Origin of the sequence: Sorangium sp. So ce131 (genome assembly GCF_051519095.1) — a bacterium.
GTDB lineage: Bacteria > Myxococcota_A > Polyangia > Polyangiales > Polyangiaceae > Sorangium.
Genome location: NZ_CP150455.1, coordinates 5510020 through 5533045 on the forward strand (window position 1 = coordinate 5510020; position 23026 = coordinate 5533045).

At 71.0% G+C, this 23026-nt stretch carries 16 protein-coding genes; 8 read left to right on the plus strand and 8 right to left on the minus strand.

Translation table 11 applies throughout. The features are described from left to right. Positions 1 to 14 precede the first annotated feature (14 nt). Positions 15 to 860 carry a 5-dehydro-4-deoxy-D-glucuronate isomerase gene (kduI, locus tag WMF43_RS19910; protein ID WP_437682334.1) on the plus strand — a complete coding sequence of 282 codons (846 nt, stop codon included), beginning with the start codon at positions 15 to 17 and terminating at the stop codon, positions 858 to 860. A gap of 81 nt (positions 861 to 941) precedes the next feature. Here kduI and WMF43_RS19915 read toward each other — a convergent pair whose 3' ends face one another. From WMF43_RS19915 to WMF43_RS19925, 3 genes are all read right to left on the minus strand, one after another. Then, on the minus strand, positions 942 to 1532 hold the full coding sequence (locus WMF43_RS19915; RefSeq protein ID WP_437682335.1) for a hypothetical protein: 591 nt from the start codon (positions 1530 to 1532) through the stop codon (positions 942 to 944). 284 nt (positions 1533 to 1816) lie between these two features. Beyond that, positions 1817 to 2386: a hypothetical protein gene (locus WMF43_RS19920; RefSeq protein WP_437682337.1), complete on the minus strand. Its 570-nt coding sequence runs from the start codon at positions 2384 to 2386 to the stop codon at positions 1817 to 1819. Positions 2387 to 2586: 200 nt separating this feature from the next. Continuing rightward, positions 2587 to 3399 (minus strand): hypothetical protein, encoded by an 813-nt coding sequence (locus WMF43_RS19925; RefSeq protein ID WP_437682339.1) that lies wholly within the window; start codon positions 3397 to 3399, stop codon positions 2587 to 2589. Between the two features lie 833 nt (positions 3400 to 4232). Here WMF43_RS19925 and WMF43_RS19930 point away from each other — a divergent pair. Next, a complete protein-coding gene (locus tag WMF43_RS19930; RefSeq protein WP_437682341.1) occupies positions 4233 to 7175 on the plus strand; it encodes an nSTAND1 domain-containing NTPase in 2943 nt (980 codons plus the stop codon). A 138-nt stretch (positions 7176 to 7313) separates the two neighbouring features. Here WMF43_RS19930 and WMF43_RS19935 read toward each other — a convergent pair whose 3' ends face one another. Continuing rightward, positions 7314 to 9488, minus strand: a complete 2175-nt coding sequence (locus WMF43_RS19935; protein WP_437682343.1) for a glucosyltransferase-I — start codon at positions 9486 to 9488, stop codon at positions 7314 to 7316. Between the two features lie 414 nt (positions 9489 to 9902). Continuing rightward, positions 9903 to 10475 carry a hypothetical protein gene (locus WMF43_RS19940; protein ID WP_437682344.1) on the minus strand — a complete coding sequence of 191 codons (573 nt, stop codon included), beginning with the start codon at positions 10473 to 10475 and terminating at the stop codon, positions 9903 to 9905. 395 nt (positions 10476 to 10870) lie between these two features. Here WMF43_RS19940 and WMF43_RS19945 point away from each other — a divergent pair, with 395 nt between their 5' ends. From WMF43_RS19945 to WMF43_RS19955, 3 genes are all read left to right on the plus strand, one after another. Next, positions 10871 to 11332, plus strand: a complete 462-nt coding sequence (locus tag WMF43_RS19945; RefSeq protein WP_437682346.1) for a macro domain-containing protein — start codon at positions 10871 to 10873, stop codon at positions 11330 to 11332. Between the two features lie 416 nt (positions 11333 to 11748). Continuing rightward, positions 11749 to 12195, plus strand: a complete 447-nt coding sequence (locus tag WMF43_RS19950; protein ID WP_437682347.1) for a hypothetical protein — start codon at positions 11749 to 11751, stop codon at positions 12193 to 12195. Positions 12196 to 12647: 452 nt separating this feature from the next. Next, the gene (locus tag WMF43_RS19955) at positions 12648 to 13526 is read left to right on the plus strand and encodes a hypothetical protein (protein WP_437682349.1); all 879 of its coding nucleotides are present in this window, start codon (positions 12648 to 12650) and stop codon (positions 13524 to 13526) included. 136 nt (positions 13527 to 13662) lie between these two features. Here WMF43_RS19955 and WMF43_RS19960 read toward each other — a convergent pair whose 3' ends face one another. Continuing rightward, positions 13663 to 14559 carry a right-handed parallel beta-helix repeat-containing protein gene (locus WMF43_RS19960; RefSeq protein ID WP_437682350.1) on the minus strand — a complete coding sequence of 299 codons (897 nt, stop codon included), beginning with the start codon at positions 14557 to 14559 and terminating at the stop codon, positions 13663 to 13665. Positions 14560 to 15042: 483 nt separating this feature from the next. Here WMF43_RS19960 and WMF43_RS19965 point away from each other — a divergent pair, with 483 nt between their 5' ends. Then, positions 15043 to 15486, plus strand: coding sequence for a hypothetical protein (locus WMF43_RS19965; protein ID WP_437682352.1), 444 nt, complete (start codon positions 15043 to 15045; stop codon positions 15484 to 15486). A 401-nt stretch (positions 15487 to 15887) separates the two neighbouring features. Continuing rightward, positions 15888 to 16952: an Rpn family recombination-promoting nuclease/putative transposase gene (locus WMF43_RS19970; RefSeq protein ID WP_437682353.1), complete on the plus strand. Its 1065-nt coding sequence runs from the start codon at positions 15888 to 15890 to the stop codon at positions 16950 to 16952. A gap of 328 nt (positions 16953 to 17280) precedes the next feature. On the opposite strand, the gene pheT is transcribed toward WMF43_RS19970, so the two are convergent. Together pheT and pheS are read right to left on the minus strand one after the other, a co-directional pair. Further along, the gene (pheT, locus tag WMF43_RS19975; protein ID WP_437682354.1) at positions 17281 to 19743 is read right to left on the minus strand and encodes a phenylalanine--tRNA ligase subunit beta; all 2463 of its coding nucleotides are present in this window, start codon (positions 19741 to 19743) and stop codon (positions 17281 to 17283) included. Positions 19744 to 19772: 29 nt separating this feature from the next. Then, positions 19773 to 20822, minus strand: a complete 1050-nt coding sequence (gene pheS / locus WMF43_RS19980) for a phenylalanine--tRNA ligase subunit alpha (protein WP_437682355.1) — start codon at positions 20820 to 20822, stop codon at positions 19773 to 19775. A gap of 453 nt (positions 20823 to 21275) precedes the next feature. Between pheS and WMF43_RS19985 the strand changes: the two genes are divergently transcribed. Further along, the gene (locus WMF43_RS19985; RefSeq protein WP_437682356.1) at positions 21276 to 22328 is read left to right on the plus strand and encodes a TRAP transporter substrate-binding protein; all 1053 of its coding nucleotides are present in this window, start codon (positions 21276 to 21278) and stop codon (positions 22326 to 22328) included. Positions 22329 to 23026: the final 698 nt, after the last annotated feature.

A 23026-nucleotide genomic window follows, 5' to 3' on the forward strand; every position in this document is an offset into this window, starting at 1 on the left:
CGGAGCGACGGATCGTGTTCAACAAGACTTACCAGGCCACTCACCCGGACATGATGAAGAGCGCTGACAACCAGGCGCTGCGCGACCGCTACCTGGTGCGGGGCCTGTTCGTCCCCGGCCAGGTCAGCCTGAACTACAGCCACAACGAGCGCTTCGTGATCGGCGGCGCGACGCCCACGCGGGAGACGCTGAGGCTGCCGGTCCAGAGCGAGCCCAAGGCCGCCAAGGGCCGTCCCTTCCTGGAGCGCCGCGAGCTCGGGATCGTCAACGTGGGCGGCGCCGGCCGCGTGACCGTCGACGGCAAGGCCTACGACCTGAAGCCCCGGGACGGCCTCTACGTGTCGATGGGCGTGACGGACGTGACGTTCGACAGCGTGGACGGGTCGTCCCCGGCGAAGTTCTACCTGGCGAGCCTGCCGGCCCACACGGCGTTCCCGGTGCAGAAGATCTCCATCGAGCAGGCCAACCCGCTGGAGCGCGGCACGCGCGAGCAGTCGAACGAGCGGACGATCTACCAGTACATCATCCCGGGCGTGTGCCAGTCGGCGCAGCTGCTGCTCGGCGTGACCTTCCTCAAGCCGGGCAGCGTCTGGAACACGATGCCGCCGCACCTGCACGACCGTCGCTCGGAGATCTACCTCTACTTCGACCTCCCGGGCGATAACCGCGTGTTCCACTTCATGGGCCAGCCCGACGCCATGCGCCACCTCGTGGTCGGCGACGGCGAGGCGGTGATCTCGCCGCCGTGGTCCATCCACATGGGCGTGGGCACCTCGAACTACGGGTTCATCTGGACCATGGGCGGGGAGAACCTCGACTACACCGACATGAACGTCCTCGACGTCTGCCAGCTGAAGTAGCCCGCCGCGCGGACCCACCCCACGGCGCGTGCCGCCTGGCACCACCGCCTCCCGCCCGCCGCCCCCTCCGAGCCGCCTCGTTCAGAGGATGCAGATGTCCGTCGTCGAGCGCAGCGTCAGCACGGGCGACTCGTTCGACTGGCATGAGATGGCTGCGTTGACGGCGTTCGCGCCCGCCGCCATCTCCTGCTGAACGCACGTGCTCCCGTCGCTGTAGAAGGTCAGGGCGTTGAAGCCGCCGACCTGCACGCGCACCTTGGCGAAGTCGCACGCGCCGATGTCGGCGATCGTCGCCGTATCGCAGCTCGAGTCGTAGTTGATCCAGCGGCAGAACGTCCGCGGGTCGCTCGCGGACGCGACGCTCGCCGTGACGGAGAACGCGTAGAGCGCCGGGTTCTGGCCCGCCGTGTTCTGGGGGATGGTCACGGTCGGGCTCGCGGTGCCCTGGCCGATCGTGTCCCACTGACCCGTCTTGTAGTTGAGCGCCTGCACCACCACGGGCGCGCTCGCCGTCAGCGAGTAGCCCTGGATGGTCGTGGAGGCGACGGGAGAGGCGAGGGCCGCTCCGTCGGTCGGCGTCGTGACGCAGGCGCTCGGCCCGAGCGCGCTCAGCGCGATGAGGCCCGCCGTCAGGGCGACGCCGCGAGGTGAAAGTCGGTCGATCATGGTCATGTGTGTCCCTCCTCGTAGGAAGCAGGCGTGAATCCATCGCGACGGCGCGTGGGCCGGCCGCCGCCCCTGCGCTCGGCCGGGGTCGCGTCGCAGGACGACCGGACACCTATCAAGCGGTGTACCCTGATGCCGGCGCCCTGAAAACGCCGCGAAAATGCGGGGTTACCTCTCCCGTTGCGCGCGCTTGCGCGAGTCCTCGCGCACGATGCGCAGGGCGTCCGGACCCGCCCGCTGCGCATCGTGCGCGAGGACTCGCGCAAGCGCCGGGCGGGCCGCGAGCGTAATCAAGGTATCGGGTCGCCGTCGGAGCCGTCGGACCACTTGTAACAGCCGCCACCGTCGCGGCACTCGTCCCTCGCAAGACAACTTTCTTTGGAGAACGCTACGGCTACCCAGCAGTCTCTGCCGCTGACGGTTTCCATCCAGTAGCAGCCGAGCCCCTCGAGCGAGGCACACGCGGAGCCCTGCGTCGGCCTTGTCGGCCAGGTGTACGGGGGGGCGTCGGAGCCGTCGGCCCACTTGTAGCAGCTGCCGCGGGACTGGCCGAGGCCGCCGTAGCACGAGTCCATGGCGAAGCATTCATCGATGGAGGGAGCCTCGTCGGTAGCAATCCAGCAGTCTTCGCCGCCGACGTCATCCAGCCTGTAACATCCGGTCCCCTCGAACGACGCACAGGCTTGCGAGGGCTCGTCGCTCCCGCCGCACTCCGGATCGTGTCCCCCCTCCTGCTCGCTGCCCGGACCGCACTCGGATGGGTCGGTGGATGGAACGAGCCCCGGGCCGGAGCAAGCCGGGGCGACCGAGAGCGCGACGATGACGAGGAAAGCGCGCGAACGATGCGAGATTGAGCTCATGAGTTCGGATCCTCGGGTGCAGCCCTGGCGCTCGGTTGCCCGTCCGTGCGGGACCGATCGCTGGGCGTGGAGTGGTACAGGTCGGTTCCGCAGAGGCGGGCCCGCGCCTCGCCTTCGTGATCCAGGCTGGGTTCGCCCCACTTGGCCAGAACAACGAGTATGCCGTGTTGATGGCGTGTTGCGCGGCCCTTCCCGCTGGATCAGAACGCGAGCTGCGCCGACAGGCTCGCTGCATCGAACGACGCGGCGGGCCGGAGCTCGACCCGCACGCCGCCGCGATCCTCCGTCCGGTAGGACTGTGGCTTGTTCATGAAGAGCAGGGCTGCCCCTGCCGCCAACGTCGCTCCGCCGGCGATGAACGCGCCGATCGCCAGCCGGCTCTCGAGGACGCTGCCAGCGTACTCGTCGTGGGGCAGCGGGTCGCAGGACGTGGCGCAGGCGCCCTGGAGGCCCTGATCGGCATCCCGGTGGCGCGTGCCGGCGTGCCACATGAGCCCGCCGCCCGCGAGGCCCAAGGCCGCGCCGGCCCCGACCGTGGTCCAGGGGACCCATCCAGGCCACCGCTGCCTGGTGACGACGGCATCGACGCTCAGGGCGAGCTTGCCAGAGGCCTCTTTGCCGGCGAGCACGACGATGGGCTTGATGACCGTGAAGTGGCCCTGCTTTCTCGCAACGAGGACATGTTCTCCGGGCGTGACCATCCGGCGCTCGGCGGCGGGGCCGACGAACCAGGGTTTGCCGTCGAGCAGCACGACGGCGCCCGGCTCGTCGCAGCGGATCTCGATGGCGGCGAGCTCCTGCTCCACGAGCGCTCGCATCGCCGCGCGCGCCGCCTGTTCGTCCTCGGGCTTGAGCGAGCCGGGGCCCCAGCGCATGGCGAGGCGCAGGTTCTCGTGGGCCAGGAGCGGCCGCCCGATGCTCTTCAACACTCGTCCCAGATAAAACCGGAGCTCGGGGTGCTCCCAGGAAGCCAGCGCCTCCTCGTACTTCGCCCGCGCCTCCGCGAGCATCATGCGCCGATGCAGCTCCCGGGCCTCGGCGAAGAGCGCCTGTGCCCTCTGTTTTCGCTCCCCGGAGACGCCTTGGTGCCATGGTCGCGTCGCCGCCGGGGGTGACAACGCCTCGGGGGTGGCCGGCGGGGCCGAGGACGGCTCCGCCGGCGCCGCCGACGTGGGCGGCTCCGAGGAGGGCGCAGGCGTCGAGGGCGAGGACGGAGCCTCCGACGCTCCACGCGACGTCGACGCCGCTCCAGGCGGTGTCGGTGACGGAGGCGTCTGGGCTCGCGCGGGCGCGGCGCACACGGCAACGAGCGCGATGGGCACGAGGAGCCGCGCCGTCGAGAGGGCGGCTCGAGCGGAGCGTTCGCGGAGCGTCGTCATGACAAGCCGAGTGCCTCTCCTACAAGTCGCTTGTAACCTCGATCGCGCATCCGTCGATCGCGCGTCCGGTTCGCCTGGCACGTCGAGCACGCGTCGTGACCACCCCGCGCGAGCACGCGTCCCAGACAAGGTTACGCCTCAGCGTGTCCTCCTGTAAAGTAGCCGCGCCAGGCGCCCCGTTGGATGCCTGGGCCGCTCGGGGTCCGGCGGTCCACGCAGCGCCCGCAAGCCGGGAGAGCGGACTGGCTCGGCCGCGTGTGAAGTGATGTACGGGCGCGCACTGGAACGGCTATGCTCTCCGCTTCGCGCTTGCGGTCGTCGTCTTGCCCGATGCGATGTCGCTGATCGCACTGTCTTGCAAGGAAGGAGGGGGAGATGTCCGCCACGCTCGCCACCGGGAAAGCGATCGATCGATTGTCTGCGCGGCCTGGCATGATCGCGCGAGGCGCCCAGCGATGAGCAGCGAGATGCAGGAGGACACAGCCTACGCGAACACGGCGCTTGCCGACGAGGCGGCCCCCAGCGCCGCGCTGTCCCGCAGGGGGATGCCCACGGCCGGCGGCGTGACCGCGGGCGCCCGCGAGGCGAAGCGCCACGCGACGACCGTGGTGACCGCGGCCGCCGACCCGCCGCCGTCGTTGCTGTCGCAGGCCAGGCCGCCGCCTTCAGCCGGCGCCCGCATCGGCCATTACGAGCTCCTGCGCGAGCTCGGCCAGGGCGGCATGGGCGTGGTCTTCCTGGCGCGCGACACCCGGCTCGCTCGCCTCGTCGCGATCAAGCTCCTCACCAGGCTGAGCAGCGCCGGGGTGCAGCGCTTCCTGGTCGAAGCGCAGGCCACCGCGCGCTGCAAGCACGAGCACATCGTGACGATTCACGAGGTGAACGAGCACGACGGGTTCCCGTACATGGTGCTCGAGCACATCGAGGGTCAGACCCTCCGCGACTGGATGATCCAGCGCAGGCCCGTGGACGCCGGCGAGGAGGTGTCGACCGCGAAGGTGCCGCCCGGCCTCGCGGTCGACATGATGGTCCCGGTCGTGCGCGCCCTCGCGGGCGCGCACGCGTCCGGCATCGTGCACCGCGATCTCAAGCCGGAGAACATCATGCTGGGCGCGTCGGGCGCGATCAAGGTGGTCGATTTCGGCATCGCCAAGCTGATCGAGGAGGAGGTGTTGCTCTCGGCCGAGGGCGCTGTCGACGGGGACACGCGCCTGACCCGCGACGGAGCGATCATCGGCACGCTGCCGTACATGTCGCCCGAGCAGTGGAGAGGCGTGGGCATCGGTCCGCCCAGCGACGTCTGGGCGGTGGGCATCATGCTCCACGAGCTCGTGCTCGGCGCGCACCCGCTCGCGCCGTGCAGCAGGATGGACCTGCTCCGGGTGCCGGTCCTCGACGAGCCGATCTCCGACGTCGCCGCGCGCCACCCGGAGGTCGGGGCGCTCGGCGCGATCATCGATCGCTGCCTCAGGAAGAGCAAGGCCGAGCGGTTCGCCTCCGCGCAGGAGCTCCTGGCCGAGCTCGTGCCCCTCCTGCCCGGGCGCCGGGAGATCTTCCTCGGCGCGGACGAGAGCCCGTTCGCCGGCCTGTCGTCGTTCCAGGAGGCCGACGCCGACCGCTTCTTCGGCCGGGCGCAGGACCTCGCGGGCGTGGTCGCGCGCCTCCGGAGCCAGCCGCTGCTCGCGATCGCGGGGGCGTCCGGCGCGGGAAAGTCGTCGCTCGTGCGGGCCGGGGTGATCCCGGCGCTCAAGCGCTCCGGGGAGGGCTGGGAGGCGCTCGTTCTCCGCCCCGGGCGCGAGCCGTTGGCGGCGCTCGCGGACCTCTTCGGCAACCCCGCCGTGACGCTGAGCGCCGACCTGCCGGCGCTCGCCGCGCACGGCGACGCGGCGACGCGGGCGGACGTCGCCCCGCGGCTGCGCGCCGAGCCCGGCTTGCTCGGCGCCGCGCTCCGCGGGTGGGCGGGCCGCGCGCGCAGGCGCCTCTTGCTGTTCGTCGACCAGTTCGAGGAGCTCTTCACGCTCGGCGCCCCGGCCGGCGAGCGCGCGGCGTTCCTCGCGTGCCTCGAGGGGATCGCCGATGACGCCTCCTCGCCGCTGCGGGTCGTCCTGTCGGTGCGGTCGGACTTCCTCGAGCGGATGGCCGAGCACGAGCAATTCATGGCGGCGATGATCCGCGGCCTCGTGTTCCTCCGGCCGATGGGGCGCGAGGGGCTGCGCGAGGCGCTGACGCGGCCGATCGAGGCGGCGCGGCACGAGGTCGAGGATCCGGCGATGGTCGAGGGCATCCTCGACGCGCTGGAGACGACGCGCGGCGCGTTGCCGCTGCTCCAGTTCACCGCGGCCAGGCTGTGGGAGATGCGCGATCGGGGGCGCCGGCTGCTCACGCGGGCGAGCTACGAGGCGCTCGGCGGCGTGGCCGGCGCGCTGGCCAGCCACGCCGACACGCTGCTGGCCGGGATGAGCGAGCGCCAGGCGAGGCTCTCGCGGGCGGTCCTGCAGCGCCTGGTGACGCCGGAGCGGACGCGGGCCGTGGCCAGCCTGGGCGAGCTCTGCGAGCTGCCCGGCGATCCGGGGGAGATCGAGCGGGTGGTGGGGCTGCTCGCCGACGGGCGGCTCCTGGCGATCGAGACGGGGAGCGACCGCGTGGGCAGCACGGTGGAGCTCGTGCACGAGTCGCTGATCGAGCGGTGGCCGACGCTCAAGCGCTGGCTCGACGAGAGCCAGGAAGACGCGGCGTTCCTGGACCGGCTGCGCGCAGCGGCGCGGCTGTGGGACGCGAGCGGTCGCGCCGCGGACACGCTCTGGCGCGGCAAGGTGGCCGAGGAGGCGCGCGGCTTCCGCGAGCGGTACCGGGGAGCGCTGCCTGACCGGGAGCGGCTTTTCCTGGAGGCGGTGCTCCGGCTCGCCGATCAGCTGCAGCGCCGGAGGCGCCGCCTCGTCTCCGGGGTCATCGCGGCGCTGTCGCTGCTCGTCGTCGCGGCGGGGGCGGGAATCGTGAAGGTGACCCGCCAGAACCGGGTGATCACGGCGCAGCTCGACGCGATCCGGCGGACGGAGGAGACGCTGAAGGCGGCGCTCGCAAGCGAGGAGGCGCAGCGGAGCGCGGCGGAGACGGCGCGGCAGGACAGCGAGGCGCAGCGGCGGCGGGCCGAGCACATGCAGCGCGAGGCGGAGGAGGCCAGGGATCGGGCCGAGGCCGAGGCCGAGCGGGCGCGTGTGGCGGCGGGCGAGGCGAGGGCGGCGCGGGACGCGGCGCAGCGGTCCGAGGTCGACGCGCGCCAGGCCGAGGTCAAGGCCACTGACGAGGAGCGGAAGGCGAAGGCGGCGGCGGAGGCCGCGCTGCGGAGCCGGCGCGAGCAGGAGCAGCTGATCGAGCGGACGGTGGGAAAGATCGGCGAGACGCTAGAGTAGCGCGCGCTCCACGGAGGTGGGCGGCGGGCCTGGTCAGGCCGCGGAAGCGGCTCCGCGGTCGAGGCTCGCGCGGAGCCCGCTCCGTGGAGCGCATCCTGCCGAGGCGCCGGTGCTGTCTCTGAACCTGCGGCTGCGCCGCTACGGCGTCGGCGGCGGTCCGATGTGGCGGTAGATGGCGCCGCCGCCCCCGACGACGAAGGTGGATCTGCCATCGCCCCATATGTCGTTGAGCGGAGATTGCGTCGTCGAGTTGAGCTTCAGCCAGGAGATGCCGTCGTAACGCAGGAGCGTGCCTCCCAGGCCGACGGCGAAGAGTTCCTTGGGTCCTCTTCCCCACACTGTGTGAAGCAGCGCCGATGTGTTCGAATCGACCAGCTGCCAGCGCTGTCCGTCGTAGCGCACGATCGTGCCGGCGTCGCCGACGGCGTAGACGTCGTCCGGGTCGCTCCCCCACACGCCCCTGAGCCGCGCCGATGTGTGCGAATCCATCGGCTGCCAGCGCTGTCCATCGTAGCGCACGATCGCGCCGTCATCACCGACGGCGAAGACGTTGTCCCCGGCGCTCCCCCAGACGCCACGAAGCGCCGACGGTGTGTGCGAATCCATCTGCCGCCAGCGCTGTCCGTCGTAGCGAACGATCGTTCCGGCTTCGCCGACGGCGAAGACGTCGTTCCTGGCGCTCCCCCAGACGCCGCGGAGCGACAGCGATGTGGGCACGGTCATCTGCTCCCAGCTCTGTCCGTCGTAGTACACGATCGTGCTGCGGTCCTCCAGGGAGCTACCGACAGCGAAGACATTGCTCGGGTCTTCTCCCCATACGTCGTGGAGGTTTGACTCCGTCGGCGAATCCATCTGCTGCCAGATCTGTCCGTCGTAGCGGACGATCGTCCCCTTGTCGCCGACAGCGAAGACGTCGTCCAGGTCGTCTCCCCATACGCCGTCGAGATCTTCCCGTATGTCCGAGTCCATCCGCTGCCAGCTCTGTCCGTCGAAGTGCACGATCGTGCCGGAGTCTCCTACGGCAAAAACGTCGCTCGGTCCGCTCCCCCAGATGTCATAGAATGACGTTGACGTATTTGCTTCTATCGGTCGCCAGCGCTGTCCGTCGTGGTGCAGGATGGTGCCTGTCAGACCGACAGCGAAGATGTCGTCCGGTCCGCTGCCCCACACGCTCCTCAAGCCTGTAGGCGCTGGCGATCCCATCGATCGCCAGCGCCGCCCGTCGTAGTGGACGATCGTGCCGAAGTTTCCGACGGCAAACACGTCCTCTGCGTCTGTCCCCCGCACGCCATACAGGGATGATCCGGCTGATTCCATCACCTTCCATCCCTGTTCATCGTAGTGCAGGATAACGCCGTCATAGCCGACGGCGAAGACATCCTCAGAGCCGCTTCCCCATACGCTGGTGAGCCACATCGACCTCGGCGAGTCCATCGGCCGCCAGCGCTGTCCGTCGTAGTGCAAGATATCGCCGTCTTGGCCGACGGCAAAGACATCGTCCTGGCCGGCTCCCCAGACATCATAGAGCCACGTTTGCGTTCTCGTCTCGAACATCTGCCAGTGCTGCCCGTCGTAGTGCAGGATGGTGCCTTTCTGGCCGACGGCAAACACGTCGCTCGGTCCGCTCCCCCAGACGCCATAGAGCGATATCGACGTCGGTGAGCGCATCGGCTGCCAGCCCTGCCCGTCGTAATGCATGATCATGCCGGCGTCGCCGACGGCGAAGACATTGTCCGGCCCGCTCCCCCACACGCTGTTCAGGGACAACCCTGCGCCGGGCTCCTGGAGACTCCAGTTCCAGGTCTTACACGCATCCGCGGACAGGTCATCGCAGGTGCTCTTGCACCCGGGCCGTCCAAAATCGTAGCTCAGGTCCGCGCAGGACGTGGTGACAAGCGCGTTGGTGTCGCATCTCTCGTCCGTCGCGATCTCTCCGTCTCCGCAATGCAGCTCGCAGTCGTCTCTGCAATGCCCCGCGCGCTCCGCGTTCTGCTGACCGCCACACTCCTCCAGTGTGGGCTGAACCGTTCCGGACCCGCAGTCGCATGTCTCCTCGATATCGACGATGCCGTTGCCGCAGCGCTCGTCGGAGCGGCAATCGGCGCTGCAGCCGTCGCCGTCTGTCTGGTTTCCGTCGTCGCAGCCCTCGCCGTCCTCCGTGACCCCGTTCCCGCACGTGTTGATCCTGGCGGGCACGATGCACGCAGGGTTGCCGTTCAGGTCCTCGACACAGAGGTACCCGATCGGGCAGAACCCGCCACCGCAGGCGATCCCGCCCTGGAAGCACGCGCCCGTGATGGCGATCAGCACCATCACGAGCACCACCGCAGCGGTGCGACGACCCGCTCCCCCGCCATGCCGTCGGATCGAGACCGCTGGGTTCGGATCCATGTTCGGCCTTCGCATGCTCCCTCGCTTTGCCGCCGTCGAACGGCCGTGCAGCTCGCACCGGCGAGCGTCGGCCGAAGGCCGTGCGCGACGCGAGCATACGCTCGATCCCGTCCTCCCGGGAACCTCCTTCCCGAGCCGTTGCAGCGTTGCAGAACGCCGGGTCCACCCGAAACCCAGGGGGTAGCCAGGGGGGCGTTCCGCCGTAACCGCCTCGGCCGGTAGCTGCCGCCGAGCTTCGTGCTCGCACGGATGAGGCCGCGTGGGTCCCGCTGACCTCGCCGGCGTGAATGCATGACGTCCGCCGACGAGCCTGCACGCACGCTGCCGTCGTGGCGCTCAGGGCGCCCCGTGGGAGCGCGCGGCCGGTCCGCCGGACGTCGGGTTCGCGCGGAGCGCCGGCGGCGGCGGCGTAGCGAGCGCGGATCGCAGGCGGGTCTCCCACGCGGTGCCCTCTGCGTGGGGCAGGAGCGCCTGCAGGAGCTCGCCCGGCGCCGGGCGCGACACGGGCTCCAGCGAGAACTCGGAGGGCGAAAACACGTTGGCCTCGCCGGGGTGGTAGCGCCAGGAGCCCATGTAATAGATGCCTGGTCGATCCACCACGACCCAGATGGGGCTGGCCTCCGGCGGCAGCGCGTAGGTGCCCATGGTGGTCCTCATGAACCCGTGACTGCTCCCGAGCTGGCTCACGAAGTAGGTGCCCCGCGGCACGTACTCCGCGTAGAAGGTGCCCCCGTCGAGCCGCAACCGGATGAACTCGGTCACCTCGCCGCCCTCCCAGCCTCGCAGGATGACGTAGTCGATCTCGGTCGGCAGCTCTTCGAGGTCGATATGGCCGAACACGAACGAGTGATCCGGCGACGTCGGGTCCTCGATGCGAGGCGACGGGTTGCACGCCCCGAGCGACAGCACCAGCGCAAACCCTGCCGCGACGGCCCCCCGCCGTCCCGGCGCTCCGCGCCTCCGCGCCGCCGCGCCATTCTCCAGGTCCGCCCATCCATGCATCGATCCGCCCTCCAGGCTCATGTAAGTCGGCGTACCACGGCGTCGTGCGATCTGAAAAGCGCCGACAACGATGAGCACGACTCTGCCGTTTCATGACCGCCGCCGATCTCGACGTCTCAGGCGGCTTCATGATCCGAGCGATCTACTTCGCGGGCGCGCAGGGCATCCCGGGCCTGGAGAGGGGCGCTGCGGGGGCGGGCGGCGTCGACCGTACGATTGTCGCGCGGCCCCGCGTGGCGTCAGCCTCGGGACCGATCGCGATGAGCCACCCGCCCCGCCGCGGATCGGGTAGTGTGCCCTCCGTGCCGACGATTTTTACCAAAGGCGACCTCCTCCACACCGACGGAGTGCGCGCCTACGCCCTCGGTTGCAACTGCGCCGGGACCATGGAGGCGGGGGTCTCCGTCGCCTTCAAGAAGCAGTGGCCGCGGATGGCCGAGGCCTACGCCCAGCGCTGCGCCGAGCGCAGGCCGTCGCTCGGGGAGGTCTTCACGTGGAGCGAGGGCACGATCACGGTCTACTGCCTCGCGATCCAGGAGAGCGAAGCAAAAAAGGCGACCCTGCCGGCCCTTTCGCGATCCCTGAAGACGATGGTGGAGCTCGCTGCGAAGGCGGGGATCGACCCGATCGCGCTGCCGCGCCTCGGCGCCGGGAGCGCTGGGCTCGACGGGCCGCGGGTGAAGCGCATCCTCGCAGAGATCGGCGCGGACACGAGCGTCACGCTCCTGGTCTTCGAGCAGTTCGTGCGCGCGCGGACCGCGTAGCCGCGAGCGGCTCGCTTCGCGGATCCTTGCCGCTGCGGTGCGCGCGCCGTGATCGACCGAGGAGCGTAGGGGCTCATCGGCGCGACGTCGCGAGGGGCGAGACCTCCCTTGCCAGAGACCACGTGGTGGAGGCTCACGCCGTCGGCGTGGCGGCTCGCGCCTCCATCGCCCCGCCGGCGCCCGCCCCGGGGCGGCGCCGGCGAGCGCGAAGAACACGCCGAAACCCGTAGTTTCCTTGGACCCTGAGCGCGCCGGACGGCCACCGGATGCGCCCTGGCGGCCTGGCCCGCCGGTTGCTCTATCGGGATGCGACGCCGCGAGGCAGCGACGACGGCCACGGGGGTAACTCGAACTCCCGAGAGGCAGTCGAGATGTGGTCTCGCGAGCGTGAACACCCAATCCAAGGACATGCCATCATGAACATGAAGAACCTGCTCCTGTGCTCGCTCCTCTCGTCCTTCTCGCTCGTCGGCTGCATCGGCGAGCCGCTCGACGGCGACCTCGAAGGCGACGGCGCGATCGACGCCGTGGAGGCCGTGGGCGAGGGCGCCGAGGCGATCATCGGCCCCGGCGGGGAGGAAGGCGGCGGCACGATCACGAGGAACGTGAGCCTCTCCTGCGAGCTCACCTATCCCAGCCTGTTCAACGTGAGCGCCGAGATCAAGAACAACTCGTTCTATCCGGTGCCCGACCATGCGAAGATCACGTTGACCGTGACGCACTACTACGGCTCTCCGGGGCCCTACACCCGCACGTTCTACGGGCCGCTCGCCAAGGGGGCGAAGAAGATCGTCCCCCTCTCGCATCCCGGCGCGCTCGACGCCTACGGCTGCACCGCCAGGGCCACCTGGGTCGACGACTGACACCGCGGCAGCAGACCAGCAGCCATTGCAGGTCCGAGTCGTCGCCGCACACGCGGCCCCGCTGTCCGTCGGCGCCAGCGCTCCCAGCATCGGCGCGGGGCACGAGACCGCCCGTGGCACCCGTGGTATCGTGGCGCGTGTACCTGGAGCGAGCCGCCCGTGCGCTGGAGGTGACCGCGCTCTTGGCGCTGGCCGCTTGCGGGAGCCCGCAGCCCGCAGCGCCGCAGGTGGGCCATCCCTCGGACGGTGCGCCGCCAGCGAGCCCACCTGAGCGCCGATCGGCGGGGCAGGCGAGCCGGGCCCCCGCCTCCAGCGTCCTGGCAGCGCCGCCGCTCCTGCGCTGTCCGGCGTCGGACGGCGCGGCCACCTGGAACGACTGGGTGATGGACCCCGACCGCCGCGTCTGCTGCGCGCCGCGTGCGCCTGTCCCAGGCTGGACGGCGGCGACCCGGATGAGCTGCCTGGAAGCGGTGGCGCCGGGGCTCGCGGCACAGCCATCGTACATCGTGCTCGGCGTGCCGTCGCAGACGTTCGTGGAGTCCGTCCCTTTCGAGCCTGGCTCGACCAGGATCACGAGCCTGAGCGCGCTCGGGATGGCGGCGAACGCCCTCGCGAACTACCCTGATGCCCACCTGTTCGCGCTGGGGACGACCCGCCGTGGCGAGGCGCCCTCCGAGGCTGCGGCAGCGCGGCTGGCGGCGGACCGGGTGTCTGCCGTACGCCGCGAGCTGGAGCGGCTAGGCAGGCCAGCCTCGCAGCTCGTCACGGAGGATCGCGCCGCGTTCCTGCGCTCGCGTCAGGATCTCAGCCATGAGAGCGCGCTTCGCCTGCTCGACGCGCCCGCGGTGCTCCTCTACTCGCATCATGCCCCGGCGCCCGCGACGAGCAAGCCCGGACCCCTGATGGGGGATCTCTGCCTGTCGGGCGCGACAGCGACGCTCGCGCTCCCGGCGCGGCTCCAGGGAGACAGCCTCACGGTGGAGACCTGCCACGCCGCGCGATGCGCCGCGGCCCGGCTGGCGCTCGACACCCTGGGCGCGGGGAACAGCGTCGCGTTCGCGCTGGACGGGGAGCTCTCCGCGGGGGCGCTCTTCACGTGGCTCGAGCCGAGCGGCCCGGTCCTCCAGGTGCGCACCGTGGTCGAGGACGAGGCGACGCTCGCTTCTGGAGACTGGTTCTCCTTGCGCGTGCGGGTCGACGACAGCCTCGTCGCGCGCCTGGAGCAGCCGCTCGAGTACACGCGACAGACGTACTCCTCGTCGAAGCGAGTCCTCGCGTCGCGCCTCACGTGCCTGGAGGCGCGGGTCGAAGGGGACGCGCCGCCACGATGACCGTGCGTGTGGTTGACCCGAGGAGCCTCTCACGTCGCCCGCTGTGCCACGGCCAGGATCTCGCAGCAGTCCCTGGGGGCGGGCGGCAGCAGGTGGAGGTCCCGGCCGGCCGCGCCGACGTCCGGTTCCTCCCGCATCACGGCGCCGGGATCGGCGTGCCGTCGTCGAACGTGTTGTCTTCCCAGGTCGTGGGCGGGTCGCCGTTGTTCAGGACCGGGCTGCCCATCACCTCGCGATCGAAGCGGTTTCCGCGCACGTCGATGGTGCCGTGGCAGTTGAGGCGGAGCGTGTACCAGCTCCCGCCGCCGAGCAGCCTGTTGTGGCTCACCACCACGTCCGAGATGGGCCCGGAATCAGGGCCGAAGAAGAGCGCGGCGTTCACGCCGCCGTCGTCGACCGGGGGCGCCGACGGGTCGATCCAGTTGTGGCAGATGGCGATGTCTTGCCCGCCCATGACCTGGATGCCGTCGATATGCGACCCCGCGCCGCCGAGGAGCCCGTCGATGAGGTTGTGCTCGAGCACGACATGGTTCGCGGCGAAGATGAAGCCGTCGTCGCGGTCCTTGCCGTCGCCGGCGTGCAGGTGGTTGCGCCGCGCGACGCTGTGGTCCGTGAGGAGCAGGCCGCCGGTGATGTCACAGTCCTCGATGGTCAGGTGCGCGTCCTCGATCGTCGTGTAGACCGCGTAATACTCGTCGCCGATCAGGCGCGATCTCCGGATGGTCACGTTCGGGTGGTCCACGTAGAGCCGGCCCGAGAGCTCGACCGCATCGAACACCTGGCCTTCGCGCTCGGTGTGCAGCGTGTCGGTGATGGGCGTGAGCGGCGGCGTGCCCGGCGGGACGCCGGTCGTCTCCGCCGTCGGCCACTCGCTCGGGGCGGGGGTGAGGCAGCCAGGCAAGAGCGCGCCGCCCCCCGAGTCCGCCGCCGCGCCCCCGCTGGCGCCGCCCGCGCTTCCGCCGGGATCTCCTGCGCCGGAGGAGCAAGCGGCCGAGGACAGCACCATCACCACAACACCGAAGCGGGTCCGCATCGCTCGAGGGTACTACACACCGAGGCAGGCCGCGGGCGTCGTGCGCCACGTGGAGACGCAGGTGGAACGTCGTTCTTGGGGATGGTCACGGTCGGGCTCGCGGTGCCCTGTCGCTCGGCGGAGGCAACTCCTTCGTCGTGAGCACCCGAGAGGGGATCCGCGCGCTGGATCTCTCCCGTGCCAGAGGACACCTGGTGGAGGCCCACGCCTGCAGCATGGTGGCTCCGACCTCCATCGCCGCGCGGGCGGCCCCCGGGGCGGCGCCGGCTGAGCGCGAGAACCCCTTCAAACCCCGTGGTTTCCGCGGCTCGGGGGCGCGCCGGGCGGCGGCCCGAAGCGCTCGACAGCCTGGCCCGCCGGTTGCTCTATCGGGATGCGACGCCGCGAGACAGCGACGACGGCCACGGGGGTAACTCGAACTCCCGAGAGGCAGCCGAGACGCGATCTCGCGAGCGTGAACACCCAATCCAAGGACATGCCATCATGAACATGAAGAACCTGCTCCTCTGCTCGCTCCTCTCGTCCTTCACCTTCGTCGGCTGCATCGGCGAGCCGCTCGACGGCGACCTCGAGACCGACGACGCGAGCGACGCCGTGGAGGCCGTGGGCGAGGGCGCCGAGGCGATCATCGGACCCGGCGGGGAAGAAGGCGGCGGGACGATCACCAGGAAAGTGAACCTCTCCTGCGAGATCACCTATCCCAGCATCTTCAACCCGCACGCCGAGATCAAGAACACCTCGAGCGAAGCGGTCCCCGACTACGCGAAGATCACGTTGACCGTCACGCACTACTACGGCTCTCCGGGGCCCTACTCCCGCACGTTCTACGGGCCGCTCGCGAAGGGGGCGAAGAAGCTCGTCCCCCTCTCGCATCCCGGCGCGCTCGACGCCTACGGCTGCACCGCCAAGGCCACCTGGATCGACTGATACCGCGGCGGCAGACCAGCGGCCTGCTGTCGATCCGTGGTGGCGACGAAGCGCCACGCGTCACGTCGAGGAGCCGTCCCCTGAGAGGGCGGTGGGAGCACGCTGCGGGCGCGGGTGGGGGGGAGCCCCGGGGTCCGAGGCGAAAAGGGCTTCAGACCCGGGGGCCCCCCCGGGGTCGCGGGCGCCAGGGGCGGCCGCGAGGCGATGGATCGAGGCCGTGAGGCGATGGATCGAGGCCGTGAGGCGATGGATCGAGGCCGTGAGGCGGTAGGTTGAGCCCGCGAGGCGGTAGAGTGAGGGCGTGACGCCATAAACCAAGGCCGTGAGGCGGTGGACCGAGGCCGCGAGGCGGTGGATCACCTCCGGGGGTCGGTCCATCGTGGTCGCCGGGCCCATGTGTCGTGCGCCTGCTGCCCGAGGCCGAGGCCTTGCTTCTGCCCGATCTGCTCCGGCCGGGCGCTCGCCGCGGCGCCGCGCGGTTGGTTGCGGTCCGCCGCCCCAGGTCCTACGCTCTGCTCGTGCTGCCCACGTTCGCCGATCCGAAGACCGACTTCGTCTTCAAGCGGATCTTTGGCGCCGAGGAGCGCAAGCCGCTGCTCATTGCGTTGCTCAACCACCTTCTGGAGCTCGAGGGCCCGCACTGCATCCGCGATGTCCAGCACCTCTCGCTGGAGCAGCACGTCGCCGTGCCCGAGCTCAAGCTCTCCATCGTGGACGTCAAATGTACGGACGCGTCCGGCCGCCGGTTCGTGGTGGAGATGCAGGTGGCCAAGGTCGAGGGGATCGAGAAGCGCATCGTGTACAACGCCAGCAAGGCGTACGTGATGCAGCTCCGGAGCGCGGACACGTATCCAGCGCTGTGTGACGTCGTGGGCGTGACGATCTGCGACTTCGAGCTCTGGCCGGAGCGAAGGGCGGGCGGCGGGCTCAAGGTGCCGATGCTGAGCCGCTGGCGGATGCAGGAGCAGCACAGCGGCGCGCTCGGGCTGCCTCAGGTGCAGTACGTGTTCCTCGAGCTGCCCAAGTACTCGGCGGGCGACGAGCCGCAGACGGTCGTCGACAAGTGGGCTTACTTCTTCCGCGAGGCCCGGAACCTGGATGTCGTCCCGCCGGCGCTCTCCGAGGCTCCGTTCCGCGACGCGCTGGAGGTGACTCGGACGGCGACGTTCACGCCGGAGGAGTGGGAGGTGTACGAGCGCGCGAAGATGGCGGAGCAGGACGCTCGCGGCGCGCTCACGGTCGCGCGCCAGGAGGGTATCGAGCAAGGGCACAAGTCCGGCGAGATATCCGGCAAGATCGCCGCGCTTCTGGCCGTCCTCACCGCGCGCGGCATCGCCGTGAGCGCGGAGGTCCGCGCGCGCATCGAGGCATGCAGGGAGCCGGCGATGCTCGATCGCTGGATCCTCCGCGCCGCCACGGCCGCCTCGGTCGAGGAGGTCCTCGCTGAGCCCGCGCCCCCCGGATGAGCCTCACATCGCCCCGGACGCCCCCCGCGTTCTCACTCCCAGGAGTCCAACGTCAGCGCCGTGGGGTGGGTCCGCGCGGCGGGGGCGGGCGGGCGGGCGCGCCAGAGCACCGAGCGAGGTGCCATAGTCTCTCAGTCGGCTCCACGCCTCAGGCGCGCCTTGTGTGGCGCGCACCATAACGTTTCAGTCAGCATGGCCCGAAGCGAGACATGCCGGGCGGTGGTCTCTGCGTGAGCCCCTCCGCCCCAGTCTTGCCGAAACGCGAGCGCCCGCCCGCCCGCCCCCGCCGCGCGGACCCACCCCACGGCGCGGTGCCGCCTGGACCACCTCAGCGCTGCTGCGCCCCGAACCGCGCCTTCGCCGCGTCCACCGCCGCCTTCGTCCACCGATCGACCTCGTCGTCGGTCAACGTCCGCTCCGCCGATCGGAACCACAGCGCAAACGCCAGCGAGTGCGTCCCGCCCGGCAGCTCGCTCCCGCGGTACCGGTCGAACAGCTCGACCTTCTCGCAGAACTCCCCGGCCGTCGTCCGCAAGAGCTCCAGCACCTGCCCGGCCGGCACGTCCAGCGAGAGCAGCAGCGCCACGTCGTGCCGCATCGCCGGGAACCGGCTCGGCTTCGCGGCCACCGGCGCGCGGTACGCCTGCACCGCCGCCGCCAGGTCGATCTCCGCCACCACGGCCCCGCTGGTCAGCTCCAGCGCGTCGCGGACGTCCGGGTGGAGCTCCGCCACGTGCCCCACGGCGCGGCCCTCGACCGTCACGCGCGCGCCCTTCTTCGGGTGCGCCCACGGCGGCGGCTCTCCCTCCAGATCCAGCCCCACCGCCGCGTTGCCCGCGATCTCCGACAGCACCGCCGCGACCACGCCCTTGCCGTCGTAGAAATCGACGTCCTCGGGCGGCGACAGGTAGCTGTCCCTCGGCCCCAGCAGCAGCACCGTCAGCCGCGTCGGCTCGTCTACCGGCGGCCGCTCGACGGCGCCGTCTGCGCTGCCGCTGCCTCCCTGCCGCGGCAGGAACACCTGGCTCACCTCGAACAGCCGCACCCGCGGCACGTTGTACCGCTGCGAGCGCTGCGCGACCGTGAGCAGCCCCGGCACGAGCGACGGCCGCATCACCGACTTCTCCTCGGAGAGCGGGTTGACCAGCCGGAGGAGCGGCTCGACCTCGTAACGCGCCGCCTTGAGCTCCTGCGGCGAGAGGAACGAGTACGTCACCGCCTCGTGCAACCCGAGCCCGGTGCAGATCTGCCGCACCCGCCGCCGCAGCCGGTAGTCGCCCCGCGCGCCCGCGGGCGCCGCCGCCACGCGCGGCAGCCGGCTCGGGATCTGGTCGTACCCGGCGACGCGCGCCACCTCCTCGATGAGGTCGATCTCCTCGACGATATCCGGCCGGTGCGCCGGCACCTCGACGAGCAGCTGATCGCCCCCGGCCTCCACCACCGCGATCCCGAGCGTCGCCAGGATCTCACGCGTCCGCTCCGGCGCGTCGTTCCCGATGATGCGGCGGTAACGCGGCAGCCGCAGCGTCAGCCGGCGCGGCGCCCGCGGCGCGACGTACGCGTCGATCGGCTCGCCCGCCGCCGCGCCGCCGGCCACCTCGCCGATCACCGCGGTCGCGCGGTCGCGCGCCGCCGGGATGCCCGAGAGGTCCACCTCCCGCTCGAAGCGGTGCGACGCCTCGGTGTGGAAGCCGTACCGGCGCGCCGACCGCCGGATCCCGCGCGGCTCGAAGTACGCCGACTCGAGGAACACCCGGCGCGTCGTCGCGGTCACGCCGCTGTCCGCCCCGCCGATGACCCCGGCCAGCGCCACCACGCGCTCCGCGTCGGCGATCACCAGGTCGTCCTCGCCGAGCGACAGCTTCTGCCCGTCGAGCGCCACGAACGCCTCGCCCGGCCGCGCCGTGCGGATCGTGATCGGCAGGCGCAACGTGTCGAGATCGAACGCGTGCAGCGGCTGCCCGCGCTCGAGCATCACCAGGTTCGTCGCGTCGACGATGTTCGTGATCGGCCGGACCCCGAGCCGGCTCAGCCGCACCCGCGCCCAGAGCGGCGAGGGCCCCACGCGGACGCCCTCGATGATCTGGCCCGCGTACCGGGGGCACCGCTCCTTGGCGAGCACCTCGACCGCCGCCGGCACCGCCTGCGCGCCGTCACCGCCGGCGCCGGCCGCCCGCGCCGGCGCGGGCACGCTGGGCGGCTGGAACGGCACGCCGAGCACCGCGGCCACGTCCCGCGCCACGCCGAGGTGGCCGAGCGCGTCGGGCCGGTTCGGGGTGACGCTGAGCTCGATGATCCAGTCCTCCAGGCGCGGCTCCCAGTCGAGCAGCGATTGCCCCGGGCGCCCGCCCTCGAGGAGGAGCAGCCCCTCGTGGCTCGATCCGAGCCCGAGCTCGTCCTCGGCGCAGAGCATGCCGGCCGAGGTGACGCCCGCGACCGCCTTCTCGGTCAACGTGACGAGCGCGCCGTTGCGATCGAGGACCTGCGCGCCCACGGGCGCGTAACAGACGAACGTCCCGGCGCCCGGGGCGGGGACGTTCGACGCGCCGCACACCACCTCGATGTCCGGGCTCGCCGCGCCGCCCGCGTCCACGCGGACCAGCGTGAGGCCCTTCTTGCTCGGGTGCGGCCGCGTCGCCACGACGCTGGCCAGGACGACCGGGCGCAGCGCGGCGCCGACGTGCGTCACGCGGTCGACCTCGAGCCCGCCCCGGCCGAGCGCCGACGTCACCGCCTCGACGCCGGGATCGCTGCCGAGGATCTCTTGAAGCCACTTGTAGGATATCAACATGGGAGTCGGGCCGCGGCTGGGGGGAGCGTCTAGAGGCTTCCGAGGAAACGGACGTCGTTCTCGTAGAAGGCGCGGATGTCGTCGACGGCGAACTTCATGTTGGCCGTGCGATCCACGCCGATGCCGAACGCCAGGCCCGTGTAGACCTCCGGGTCGATTCCGACGTTCCGCAGCACCGTCGGGTGGACCATGCCGCACCCGAGCACCTCCAGCCAGCCAGTCCCCTTGCACTGCGGGCAGGCGCGGTTCGCGCCGTAACAGACGAGGCAGGACACGTCGAGCTCCGCGCTCGGCTCGGTGAACGGGAAGTAGCTCGGCCGGAAGCGCGTCTTCGTCCGCTCGCCGAACATCCGCCGGCTGTAGACCTCGAGCAGGCCCTTCAGGTCGGCGAGCGACACGTCGCGGTCCACCACGAGCCCCTCGATCTGCACGAACATGGGGCTGTGGCTCGCGTCGTCGTCGCGGCGATAGACGACGCCGGGCGCGACGATCATGACCGGGGGAGGGTGGGAGAGCATCTCGCGCACCTGCACCGGGCTCGTGTGCGTCCGGAGCAGCACGTTCTGGTCCGCGTCGCCGGCCACGTAGAACGTGTCGTGCATGTCCATCGCCGGGTGATCCGCCGGGAACCCGAGGAGGTCGAAGTTGTAGCGCGCGAGCTCGATCTGCGGCCCCTCGGCCACGTCGAACCCGAGCCCGACGAAGATGTCGACGATCTCGTCGAGCGTCCGCATGATCGGGTGCGACCGGCCCGGCGTGTTCCACCGGCCAGGCAGCGTGATATCGAGCGGCGAGGCCGACAGCTCGCGCTCGCGCGCCGCCCGCTTGATCCGCGCGGCGGCCTCCTCGCGGGCCCGCTCCACGCGCCCCTTCACGGCGTTGAGGCGCTGGCCGAGGGCCTTGCGCTCCGCCGGGGCCGCCCCGGGCAGCTGCTTCATCAGCGCGTTGAGCGAGCCGCGGCGCCCGAGCAGGCTGGCATAGAGGCGGTTCAGCTCATCGAAATCGCCGGCCGCGGCGAACTGGACGTCGACCGTCCGATCGACCTCGTCGATGAGGCGGCCGAGTTCGGGACCACTCATTGCCGCCCCCTTACCTCAGCGCCCCGGGCAACGCAAGACGTGAGCTTCCGCGCTGCGCCGTCGTGGAGAGGGCGTCGGGAGGCCCGACGACCGCGACGGAGCCCGCCTCGCGGCGCGGGACGGGCCACCGGCGCCCCAAGGAGCCGGCGAGACCGCGCCGCGCCGGCCGCGCGCCGCGCGCGCAACACCGCATGTCCACGCAGTCAACTCCAGGTTGACGGCCCTCCGGGCGGCGCCGCGACAGCCTGTCTGACGATCTCCGCCGCCCGCGACCTGGCGCAGCCGTTGCAGAACCATGTTCCATTTACCGGGCGCCCCGCGGCCCTGCGCGCGGGCGACGTCGCGGCCTGCGCGCCGCGGCCCGCCATCGATGGTCCGCGCGCCTCCGCCGCCGCGCTGCGCGCCGTTCGGCCTTCATCCCTCACCGACAACCCCGATCCCGCGAGTGTCGTCATGGACAAGAAAGCCGTCTCCTTCATCGCGCTCGGTTGCTTGCTGGGGACCCTCATCATCTCCGGCGCCTTCTCCCGGCTGAGTCGACCCGCGTCCGCGGGCAGCGCGGGCGAGCCGCGACCGGCCGCCGCCGCGAGCGCCGGCGCGCAGAAGGTGGTCTTGAGGTTATCGCACGTGCTCGATCGATCTCACCCGGTGCACCTCGCGATGGAGTACATGGCGAGGCAGCTCGACCGGAGGTCCCGCGGCGCCGTGGAGCTCCAGATCTTCCCCGACGGCCAGCTGGGCAGCGAGATCGAGGGCATCGAGCAGGTGCAGCGAGGGGAGCTTTCGATGGTCAAGACCTCCACCGCGGCGCTCGAGGGCTTCGTCCCGGAGATGGCGATCTTCGGGCTGCCTTACCTCTTCCGGGATCAGGAGCACTACTGGAAGGTGATCTTCGGTGACGTGGGCAGGGATCTCGCCCTGGCCGGGGCGAAGGCGGGCGTGAGGGGCCTCTGCTACTACGACTCGGGGAGCCGCAGCTTCTACACGAAGGACGCGCCCATCCTGAGCCCCGAGGATCTCAAGGGCAAGAGGATCCGCGTGATGCAGAGCAAGACCGCGATGGACATGATCGCGCACCTCGGCGGCGAGCCGGCGCCGATCGCGTTCGGCGAGCTGCACGCCGCGCTCCAGCAGGGGAAGGTCGACGGGGCCGAGAACAACCCGCCCAGCCTCTTCACGAGCCGTCACTTCGAGGTCGCCCGGCACTACGCGCTCGACGAGCACGCGCGCATCCCCGACATCGTCCTGTTCAGCCAGAAGATCTGGCAGTCGCTGAGCCCGGAGGTGCAGCGGTGGATCGAGGAGTCCGCCGACGAGTCGGCCGCCTTCCAGCGCGAGGCGTGGAAGAAGAGCACCGAGGACGCCCTCGAGGCGCTGAAGACGGCCGGGGTGACGGTCCACACGCCGGACAAGCTGCCGTTCCGCCGCAAGGTCCAGCCCATGTACGACCGCCTCTCCGGCTCGGAGATCGGCATGCTCGTCCAGCGGATCCAGCTGCTCGAGTGACGGGCGCGGAGGAGCGCTCCGTCACCCTCGTCACGCCCCACCCGCCGCCCTCGCTCCCGCCCCAGCTCAACCCCTGAGACGCGTCGCCCCCGTCCCCAGCCCGCGGCGCGCGGCGCGCGGCGCAAAACGCCGGCCGGTCTGGTCCCGCCGGTGAGAAGTCTTGGCAGGGATCACGGCGAGAGAAGAGATTTCAACGCAAAGGCGCAAAGGCGCAAAGGCGCAAAAATACAGAAGAAATTCTGGTTTGCGCCTTTGCGCCTTTGCGCCTTTGCGTTGAAATCTCTCGTGATCCCTGGCCAGACTTGTGACGCTCGGAACTAGGACGTCCGCGCCTCCCGTCCCGCAGCGCCGGACGAGCTCCGCTCCGGCGCCGCTACAAACCCCTCTTCAAGACCCACGCTCATCGAGCCCGGCGCTCTCGCTGCCGTCAGCGCGCGACAGCGCCGGCCTCGGCGCACGTCAACCACCGCTGTAGCCCGTGTCAACCCGCGGTTTACGGCGTCGACAGCGCAGCCCCCGCCGAGGCCGCCGAAAATGGCCTGTACGTCCTTGGCTCATCGCTTGCAATCAAGTGGGGACGCTGCAAGCGCTCCGGACGCCGAGCAGGCCAGAGGGCGTGCTGTCGGCCTTCGCTCGCCTGGACGACAGCCTCCTTCCTTGCGCTGGTGCAGCCCCAACCCCTCACGAGATCGGCGCAC

Excerpts from the sequence above, each read along its gene's own strand:
- pheT (WP_437682354.1), bottom strand. The coding sequence starts at position 19,743 with ATGTTGATATCCTACAAGTGGCTTCAAGAGATCCTCGGCAGCGATCCC.
- WMF43_RS19985 (WP_437682356.1), top strand. The coding sequence starts at position 21,276 with ATGGACAAGAAAGCCGTCTCCTTCATCGCGCTCGGTTGCTTGCTGGGG.
- WMF43_RS19930 (WP_437682341.1), top strand. The coding sequence starts at position 4,233 with ATGCAGGAGGACACAGCCTACGCGAACACGGCGCTTGCCGACGAGGCG.
- WMF43_RS19955 (WP_437682349.1), top strand. The coding sequence starts at position 12,648 with ATGAGCTGCCTGGAAGCGGTGGCGCCGGGGCTCGCGGCACAGCCATCG.
- WMF43_RS19915 (WP_437682335.1), bottom strand. The coding sequence starts at position 1,532 with ATGACCATGATCGACCGACTTTCACCTCGCGGCGTCGCCCTGACGGCG.
- WMF43_RS19950 (WP_437682347.1), top strand. The coding sequence starts at position 11,749 with ATGAACATGAAGAACCTGCTCCTGTGCTCGCTCCTCTCGTCCTTCTCG.
- WMF43_RS19925 (WP_437682339.1), bottom strand. The coding sequence starts at position 3,399 with ATGATGCTCGCGGAGGCGCGGGCGAAGTACGAGGAGGCGCTGGCTTCC.
- WMF43_RS19960 (WP_437682350.1), bottom strand. The coding sequence starts at position 14,559 with ATGCGGACCCGCTTCGGTGTTGTGGTGATGGTGCTGTCCTCGGCCGCT.
- WMF43_RS19965 (WP_437682352.1), top strand. The coding sequence starts at position 15,043 with ATGAACATGAAGAACCTGCTCCTCTGCTCGCTCCTCTCGTCCTTCACC.
- WMF43_RS19920 (WP_437682337.1), bottom strand. The coding sequence starts at position 2,386 with ATGAGCTCAATCTCGCATCGTTCGCGCGCTTTCCTCGTCATCGTCGCG.
- pheS (WP_437682355.1), bottom strand. The coding sequence starts at position 20,822 with ATGAGTGGTCCCGAACTCGGCCGCCTCATCGACGAGGTCGATCGGACG.
- WMF43_RS19935 (WP_437682343.1), bottom strand. The coding sequence starts at position 9,488 with ATGGTGCTGATCGCCATCACGGGCGCGTGCTTCCAGGGCGGGATCGCC.